The 7,484-nt window shown below is 43.7% G+C and carries 8 protein-coding genes; all 8 read left to right on the top strand.

The annotated features are described in order from the left end of the window. Positions 1 to 410 precede the first annotated feature (410 nt). A complete protein-coding gene (locus tag FC15_RS05205) occupies positions 411 to 851 on the top strand; it encodes a hypothetical protein (RefSeq protein ID WP_057824636.1) in 441 nt (146 codons plus the stop codon). Between the two features lie 113 nt (positions 852 to 964). Next, a complete protein-coding gene (locus FC15_RS05200) occupies positions 965 to 1,444 on the top strand; it encodes a DUF3013 family protein (RefSeq protein ID WP_057824634.1) in 480 nt (159 codons plus the stop codon). 10 nt (positions 1,445 to 1,454) lie between these two features. Next, the gene (prmA, locus tag FC15_RS05195) at positions 1,455 to 2,357 is read left to right on the top strand and encodes a 50S ribosomal protein L11 methyltransferase (RefSeq protein ID WP_057824632.1); all 903 of its coding nucleotides are present in this window, start codon (positions 1,455 to 1,457) and stop codon (positions 2,355 to 2,357) included. A gap of 78 nt (positions 2,358 to 2,435) precedes the next feature. Beyond that, complete coding sequence (locus tag FC15_RS05190; protein WP_057824631.1) at positions 2,436 to 3,227, top strand: RsmE family RNA methyltransferase; 792 nt, start codon at positions 2,436 to 2,438, stop codon at positions 3,225 to 3,227. A gap of 3 nt (positions 3,228 to 3,230) precedes the next feature. Continuing rightward, positions 3,231 to 3,581 carry a hypothetical protein gene (locus FC15_RS05185; RefSeq protein WP_146979163.1) on the top strand — a complete coding sequence of 117 codons (351 nt, stop codon included), beginning with the start codon at positions 3,231 to 3,233 and terminating at the stop codon, positions 3,579 to 3,581. 117 nt (positions 3,582 to 3,698) lie between these two features. Next, positions 3,699 to 5,924 (top strand): RelA/SpoT family protein, encoded by a 2,226-nt coding sequence (locus FC15_RS05180; RefSeq protein WP_057824627.1) that lies wholly within the window; start codon positions 3,699 to 3,701, stop codon positions 5,922 to 5,924. Between the two features lie 69 nt (positions 5,925 to 5,993). Continuing rightward, on the top strand, positions 5,994 to 6,452 hold the full coding sequence (dtd, locus tag FC15_RS05175; RefSeq protein ID WP_057824625.1) for a D-aminoacyl-tRNA deacylase: 459 nt from the start codon (positions 5,994 to 5,996) through the stop codon (positions 6,450 to 6,452). A 200-nt stretch (positions 6,453 to 6,652) separates the two neighbouring features. Further along, positions 6,653 to 7,309, top strand: coding sequence for an HAD hydrolase-like protein (locus FC15_RS05170; protein ID WP_057824623.1), 657 nt, complete (start codon positions 6,653 to 6,655; stop codon positions 7,307 to 7,309). The last annotated feature ends 175 nt before the right edge of the window (positions 7,310 to 7,484 follow it).

Here is a 7,484-nt window from a genome sequence, read left to right as displayed (position 1 = left end):
GACAGAATTAGAACGAGTGTTTAGAAAAAGATGTGCCATTTATTGACATAGGAGCACTAAGGGAATCAGCATCTCACCGGATAATCCGAAGGAAACTGACTATACTCAATATTGGAGCGGCTACGACATTAATGCGCAACAGCTCTATGTTCAGGATTACGCCTGTCCAACAATGACTCGTAAAACACTAGATTCTACCGTTGACCAAATTACCTTTACGCCAATTAACCTGAAATTGACTCCTGCAGAGGTTTAAGTTAGCTGGCCTAAATATCACAATTGAATGTCAGTCAAGCATCGGGATCATTACAGTTAGATTAAATCACATGTATTACTTGTAAAAGCCATTAAATAATATTGATTATTTACACAGCTTTGTTATACTCACCTTGAAAGTGAAGGTGATAGTGATGACACATCCAGTTAAAAATGGCAATATTGGTCAATACTATATCAAGTTTAATCATTTCTTAGCACGTTTCTTTATCTTCGACCGAGTGTTCCGTGAGTTTGCTGAGACCAGTGTGCGTATCGAGTCCGGAGACTGTTTGGTCGCCGAAAATTTGCCAGCGTTAAAATGTGATTGGGAACGCAACTTTCATAGCTTCAACTATTTCATTCAAAGCGAAATTCCTGCGGTTCCAAGCCGAGATTATCAAGATTTCCAAGAGTCTGTTTATCAGATTCTCAAAGACTACGCCAATGCACAGCGACAATTGATTAATGCCATCGATGATGAAGCGGAACGCATTCATCACGATCAGGTGCAACTCGCCGAGGGAAAGATTCGTGAGTGTAAATCACGGATCAATGATGCGCTACAGCAAATTGTCACGGTCTCGTTCGGATAGTAGCCCCCACATGAAAAATATGTCATAATAGGCATATGACGACAGACAGTTCTGACGCCATTAAAGTGATCATCACTTTAATGGCTTTTTAGATATCAAAAGGAGGATTGGCCATGGATATGCTGAGTTATTTCGATGAACAAATTGAGGCTTTAGATTTTGCAGGTGACTTGAATGTAAACTGGGATCAAGATATTCGTTCATTCGAATTGGAGATTTTGATGACAGGACAGACGAATCAGCTCGAAATCGAGGACCAAGAAGGCGCCTTGAAGGATGATGAAGTCCAGTACGATGATGCCATTTTGATTTATGACGAAACTAAAGTCGATGGGCGTGAATACGCAGATAATTACCTCACCACGATTGCGTTTAACGGTCGCCAGGGTTTGTCACGAGCAATTGCACAGGGCTTGTTTGCCTATTTGAAGGACCTCTTAGATGATGGCATGAGCGACTTTCTCGATTTTTTGGATCCTGAGATGTCAGTGGCAACTTTCCAATTAGATTGGGATCAAACTGCCTTTACACAACATGTTCAACAGGCTGAAGAACAAGGAATCACTGATTTCTTAAGCTATCCGAAATATTAAGGAGTCAAGTATGGAATGGTTACAACTTAAGCTGATCGTGGATGCAGGAGATGTCGAGATTATTGCGAACGTTTTTGATGATCTCGAGAGTGGTGGCGTCCAAATCAGTGATGATCCACAGTACGATTCGGAAATAAAAAAAGGTCAGGTCGCTGTTAGTGCCTTTTTGACTGCAGACAGAAATCAATCTGAGATGGTGGCACAGTTACACCGTCGCCTGAGTCAACTCGAAGCGGCATCGTTGCTTCAACAGACACCACGACTGTTAACCCGAGAAGTTTCCGAGTCAAATTGGACGACAACTTGGCGAGATTATTATCAGCCGATCCAATTGACACGCTTTCTCACAGTCGTACCTAAGGGGACTGTCTATGAACCGACATCAACAGCTGAAAGGTTGATCGCGTTAGAACCAGGAAAGTCTTTCGGAACTGGGATGCATCCAACGACACAACTGGCGGTATCTATGCTGGAATTGACCATGCACGGCCAGGAAACAGTTTTTGATGTGGGCACGGGTTCCGGTATATTAAGCATTGCGGCGACCTTTTTAGGTGCGCAAAAGGTGGTTGCCACGGAATTAGATTCCGTGGCTCTCGAATTCACACAGCATAATTTTGAACTGAATCAAATCACCAATCAAGTTGAGCTTGTTCAGGGAAGCTTGCTAGACCAGGTTAGTCAAAAAGCTGATTTGATCCTCGCAAACATGCTTCCTGAGGCGCTAGTGCCACTTCTGCCTCAGTTAGCCACACATTTATTTCCAGATGGACAAGTGATTATGACCGGCATTATTCAGGCACAAGCGGCAAAAATGCGCGGTTTGATCGAGTCTGCTGGTTTCACGATCGATTTAGTTTTGCAATCATCCGATTGGGTTTGCTATCGATTCAAACAACACGCTGAAGCCTAACCACAGCTTGGCGACCTCGTACTGAGTGTTGCGAATCAACTCAATCGTTTAAGTTCTCAACAAGGAGCAACCTTTAACATGCAATTATTCTTTATTGAAAACGTCATTTTACCCGGCACGGCTTTTGAATTACCGACGTCCGACTATAAACATGCCGTTCAGGTCTTACGGATGCAGGTCGGTGAGCAGATCCACGCAGTTGGAAGCGATGGGACGGCATATCTTGCAAAAATTGTGGCCATCGATGAGGCGACGTCGTCGATTAAAGCATTAGCTGAGGGAGTCGCCTTGCCAGATACCGAGCTACCGCTAGATGCAGAGATTATTTGTGGGTTACCTAAGCGTGATAAAGCCGAGTGGATCGTTCAGAAAGCGACCGAATTAGGTGCCAATCGGATCATTTTTTTCTCTGCTGAACGTTCAATCGTTCAATGGCGTCCGCAACAGATCGATAAGAAATTACAACGGTTGCAGCAAATTGCTCATGATGCCGCCGCGCAGTCGCATCGTCGTCGAGTACCACAAGTCGTTTATTGGTCACAACTTTTGACGAAATTACCAGAAATAGGTCTCAATTTAGTTGCCTATGAGGAAGTGGTCAAAGCCCATGAAGATTTCGCGTTGGTTTCAGCCTTTCAGCAACTTAACCACGCTGTTTCGGACACTCAAAATCAAGCTGAAGATACGACGATCCGTATGATTTTTGGGCCGGAGGGTGGTTTGACTGAGCAAGAAGTCGCACGGTTAGCGGATCGCCAAGTACAGGCGGTTGGCCTGGGCCCAAGAATTTTGAGAACAGAGACCGCGCCGCTTTATTTTTTAAGCAGTTTAAGTTATGCTATTGAATTATTAAAAGGTAAGAATGGATAAGTGATGAAGAAGATTAAAAAGTTGTTAACCTCACCAATTTTTATTTTGATTGCCCTAGTGTTGATCAGTTGTTTTGTTCTACCACTGATTTCTAGTTGGTTACATGTCAGTGTCGCACATCGAATCTTGTATCTCTTCTTGGTGATTGATTCGTTAGTTGCGCTGAGTATTAGCTGGATGATTCGTCATTGGCAACTCAGCTTTCTATGGCTTTTCTTATTTCCAGTCATGTTTGCAATCAGTGTTTGGTGGCGTCTTGCCAAATACAATTATTGGTTAGCCGGGCTATATTTGATTTTAAGTTTGATCGGTTATCTGCTATTGGCACCTCAAAATCATCAAGCACGCGCTTAATGTATCACTAGTTGTTAGACTAACAATTGCGTGATGATCATTCAGTGTCCATTGATGGCAGTCAAGTATCGATGACTTGGTTTTCTATCTTGATCGTTTAAATAAGGAATGTGGAATATGTCGCAAGAAAAAGAACTCTCACAAGAAGAAGTCTATCAACTTTGTCAGGAATATATGAATGACGAACATCTCGCATTCGTGCAGAAAGCCTATGACTTCGCTTCATATGTGCATAAGAATCAAAAACGTCAATCGGGTGAACCTTATATCATCCATCCTGTTCAGGTTGCGGGAATTTTGGCCAGTCTACGAATGGATCCGGAAACAGTCGCTTCCGGCTATTTGCATGATGTCGTTGAAGATACGAACGTAACGTTAGGCGATGTTGAAGAACTTTTCGGACACGACGTGGCAGTGATCGTCGATGGCGTGACCAAGCTGGGAAAGATCAAATATAAATCACACCAAGAACAATTGGCTGAGAATCATCGTAAGATGCTGTTGGCAATGGCCAAGGATCTTCGTGTCATCATGGTTAAATTGGCTGATCGTCTACATAACATGCGGACATTGCAACATTTACGTCCAGATAAACAACGCCGAATTGCGGATGAAACTTTGGAAATTTATGCGCCACTGGCTGATCGCTTAGGTATTAGTAAAATCAAGTGGGAGCTCGAGGATATTTCGCTCCATTACTTGAACCCACAACAATACTATCGCATTGTTCACTTGATGAACTCGAAGCGTGGCGAGCGTGAAGGGTATATTTCTGAAGCAATCAAGGAAATCAAAGTGGCAATTTCTGATTTAAATGTCAATTACGACATTTACGGTCGCCCCAAGCATATTTATTCGATTTACAAAAAGATGCGCGATCAACACAAGCAATTTAGTGAGCTCTATGATTTATTAGCTATCCGGGTCGTCGTGGATTCTATTAAAGACTGCTATGCCGTACTTGGTGCCATTCATACGAAATGGAAGCCACTGCCTGGCCGCTTCAAAGATTACATCGCCATGCCTAAAGCAAATGGCTATCAATCCTTGCACACGACGGTCATTGGTCCACAAGGCAAGCCACTCGAAGTGCAAATCCGGACACAGGAAATGCATCAAGTCGCTGAATATGGTGTTGCCGCACACTGGGCTTATAAAGAAGGCATCAAGGAACGAGTTGAGCTCAATAATTCTGACCAAAAGCTAGATATTTTCCGTGAAATTTTGGAGATCCAAGACGAGTCTACTGACGCGAAAGAGTTCATGGAAAGTGTCAAAGGCGATATCTTTAGCGATCGCGTCTATGTGTTCACCCCACAAGGTGACGTTTTTGAATTGCCGAAGGGCTCCGTGCCAATTGACTTCGGCTACTTGGTTCATACCGAGGTGGGGAATCATACCACCGGCGCGAAAGTCAATGGCAAAATCGTCCCACTCAATTATCAACTCAAGAACGGCGATATTGTCGAGATGCTGACCTCATCATCAGCCTCACCAAGTAAAGATTGGGCTAATGTTGCGTTTACGAGCCGTGCTCGAAACAAAGTGCGTCGGTACTTCAAGCAAGAAGAAAAAGATATTAACATCGAACGTGGCCGGGCAGCCATTGAAAAAGTGCTGCAGGACCAAGGCTATAATCCTCGAGAATTTTTGGATAAAGAGCACGTGCAAGCTGCGTTAGCACGCTTCAATCTGAATACAGAAGAGGAGTTGCTTAGCGGTGTTGGCTATGGCGAGATTTCTGCATTGATTGTCAGCAACCGTCTGACCGAGCGTGCTCGCAAAGAGAAGGCAGATGACGAACAACGTCAGCGCGAAGAGGCGATTCTTAATCAACCACAAAAGCCAGCAACCAAGCAGCCCAAGCAGAATGATAAAACTAAGCTGCAACACGACAATGGTGTGGTTATCCAAGGCGTAGACAATTTGTTGATACACATGGCGAAATGCTGCAACCCAGTTCCCGGTGATGAAATTGTCGGCTATGTGACCAAGGGACGTGGCGTAACGATTCATCGTGCTGATTGTCCAAATATCACTAATGAACAGGATGAAGCACGTCTGATTGAAGTCAGCTGGGATCAAGTTGAAGATGTGAATCAATCTTACTTTGCCAATTTGGAGATCTTCGGTTACAACCGAAATGGCTTATTGAACGATGTGTTGCAGACGCTAAATGCACAAAGCAAACATTTGAATAACGTCAATGGGCGAGTCGATCACAATAAAATGGCTAATATTTATGTCTCGGTCGGGGTGGCTAATCATGCCCATCTCGAGAAGATTATTGAGAGTTTGAAGAACATACCAGATGTTTATGAAGTCAAACGTGCACGCGGTTAATTTCGGCGTCACTCAGTTTTAAGTTAAACGATTTGTTAATGATTGAATGAGGAGTTTGATATTGTTATCATGAGAATCACATTACAGCGTGTGCGGTCCGCCGATGTTCGTGTCGAGGGTCGTGAGATCGGCAGAATTGGCCAGGGATTGCTTCTATTCGTTGGAATTAGTCCGACGGATAACGACGCCGTCTTACAAAAAATGGCTCACAAAGTTGTTAATCTCCGCATTTTTGAGGATGAACAAGCAAAGATGAATCTGAATATTCAGCAAGTTGAAGGACGTCTTCTATCTATCTCACAATTCACGCTCTATGCAGACACTCATCGTGGGAATCGACCAAGCTTCCAAGATGCTGCGAAACCAGAACTGGCAAATCAACGCTACCAACAGTTCAACCGTGAATTAGAAACGCAACTTGGTCAATCCATTGCGACTGGCGAGTTTGGTGCGGATATGCAAATCAACGCGTTGAACGACGGACCGGTGACGATCAATCTGGAAATAAACGCCTCCGATTTAGCCTGAACAACTGAAGGTAAAAAAGAATTGTAATCCTTACAATTCTTTTTTTGTTCAGCTTAAATAGGCGTTAAGATGAAGATGTTGGCGACCAGCTGTCAGTCAATGATTCAGTTGGTAATTCAATAGATTCCATGCCGTTTTTTATGTTATGATCGAATCATCAACCAATCAATTAATTGTCGAGAAAGTGAGTGAATTGTTCATTGACAACTATTCAACAGATGACTCAGAAGCCATTTAAAAATTTAATTTGGGATTTCGATGGAACGCTCTTCGATACGTATCCTGTGATGCTAAAGGCATTGGTTCAAGCTTTAACTGAATTTGGTGTCACATCTATTGATCCCGAATCCCTCTATCAGACGACTAAGTTGAAATCAGTTCGTTTCGTCGAGCACGCATTTGCGGCCTCACATCACTTCTCGGCGTCTGAATTAACGGCGCGTTATCATGAACTCGAGCAAGCCATGCAAGTCGACCCACAACCGTATCCGGGCGCAAAGAAGGTTCTCGAAATGGTGATGGCACGCGGTGGGCATAACTTTTTGGACACGCATCGTGATCAGAGTGTCTATCGATACTTAAAAGATGCTGGTTTCGAGTCTTATTTTTCAGGTGGTATTGATGCCGATCAAACTTACCCACGAAAACCTGATCCCGGCGCTATTCTCGGTTTGATTGCCGAGTACCACCTTGATCCGGCTGAGACTGTGATGATAGGTGATCGCAGATTAGATATCGAGGCAGGGGACAATGCTAAGATTGCGACGATCTACTTCAATGTTGACCAACTTAACGATGCCCCAATGGCCACGATACAGGTTCAGCAATTATCAGAAATTATGCCTTATCTACCGTGAAGGTGACGATGAACGTCATCAGTGAGGGAACTGAGTCAATTATGCCGAAAAAAATGCACTTCTGGAAATTTATGCCAGAAGTGCATTTTTTAATTAGGGTTGAGGGTTGATTGATTATTTCGCAAATTGCAAGTGCAAGTTAGCCAGCGCAGGCGAAGACAGCTGGCGGAAAGGT

Source organism: Lapidilactobacillus concavus DSM 17758 (assembly GCF_001435835.1).
Taxonomy (GTDB): domain Bacteria; phylum Bacillota; class Bacilli; order Lactobacillales; family Lactobacillaceae; genus Lapidilactobacillus; species Lapidilactobacillus concavus.
Note: the sequence above shows the minus strand (reverse complement) of the source record. Positions and strands in the feature narration are given on the sequence as shown.